The sequence below is a fragment of the Bacillus sp. LR--39 genome (assembly GCF_053613335.1).
In genome coordinates, this window is the sequence record NZ_JBSIOT010000293.1 from 1 (window position 1) to 1,120 (window position 1,120).

A 1,120-nucleotide genomic window follows, 5' to 3' on the forward strand; every position below is an offset into this window, starting at 1 on the left:
TAACCGACTGTTTTTCCTGCATCATAAATGAAATAATGGTTGTTATTTCCATTATCAATAATATGACCTTTTAGAAGTGCCTCTTTTTCTAAAGCTTTGTTATTCACATCTGGTAAGTACTGAGCAGCTTTTTTACCTGTCATACTAAAACGTTTTGCTTCTTCAGGTGTTTTAGCCTTAACATGTTTATGGCCATGCGGAGTAAACGAAGCATTATTAAGCATCGTTCTAAATTCTTTACGACCATAATATCCATCGTGCGCTACTTTATCGTGATTTTTAGAAATGTTAGGACTATGAGAGCTTCCCTTACGACCGCCATCACTAACCATCTTCACAATCCCAAGATCCTTAACAGCCGTCTTTTCCACATCGACACGTACTGTCTGGATTCCGAATGTGAAGCCATCCGGAGTTACAGGGCGTTCTGCGTACACGCGGACGTTTGTTGGGACTTTGAATTGTTTTACTTTCTCTAGTGTTTTGTTTGCTTTTTGGACTTTTGAATGGGTTGCAAGCGGGATGCCTTTATCAATATGTTTCGCCAGTGCACCGGCTCCAACCAAACTCAGCACAGCTTCCAGCGCCCCCTGCTTCCGCTTCTCCTCAGACACTTTGTTTCCGAACATATCCCGTCCCGTGACGGCTTCTGAGAATCCGTTTGACGCAACAAGGCCGTATGCGCCCATTTCTGTCATTTTGAGAATGTCTAAGGATTTGCCTGTTTTGTAGGCGTCTAAAGCGTGTTCAGCCGCGATAGCAGCTTTTCCGGTTTTGTAGATGGCTTTTCCGCCTTTGAAGGCGCGGCCTGCCCAGCCGACGACTGGTATAAATCCCACGGCTGCCATGGTGCCGACTGTGACGCGTTCAAAGCCTATACTTATTTACGCTATATAAAACAGTGGACAACAAACTAATAAAAAAACCTTGAAAGGCTTCAGTGCCAATCAAGGTAGAAAATCAAACCAACTCGAAGCGTTTATTTGTTTTTAATAATGCCTTAAGATTTTTTAACAATACTATTAATTCCTTCAAATATAATATCTCTCATAACTTCATTATTACTGTTATAATTTCTTTCATTTCTTATTTTATTAAAAACCTGCTTTATAACCCCATC

At 41.1% G+C, this 1,120-nt stretch carries 1 pseudogene; it reads right to left on the bottom strand.

Going from position 1 to position 1,120, the window contains the following annotated elements:
• A pseudogene (locus tag ACWHAR_RS22625) lies at positions 1-869 on the bottom strand (T7SS effector LXG polymorphic toxin); the annotation flags it as partial.
• Positions 870-1,120: the final 251 nt, after the last annotated feature.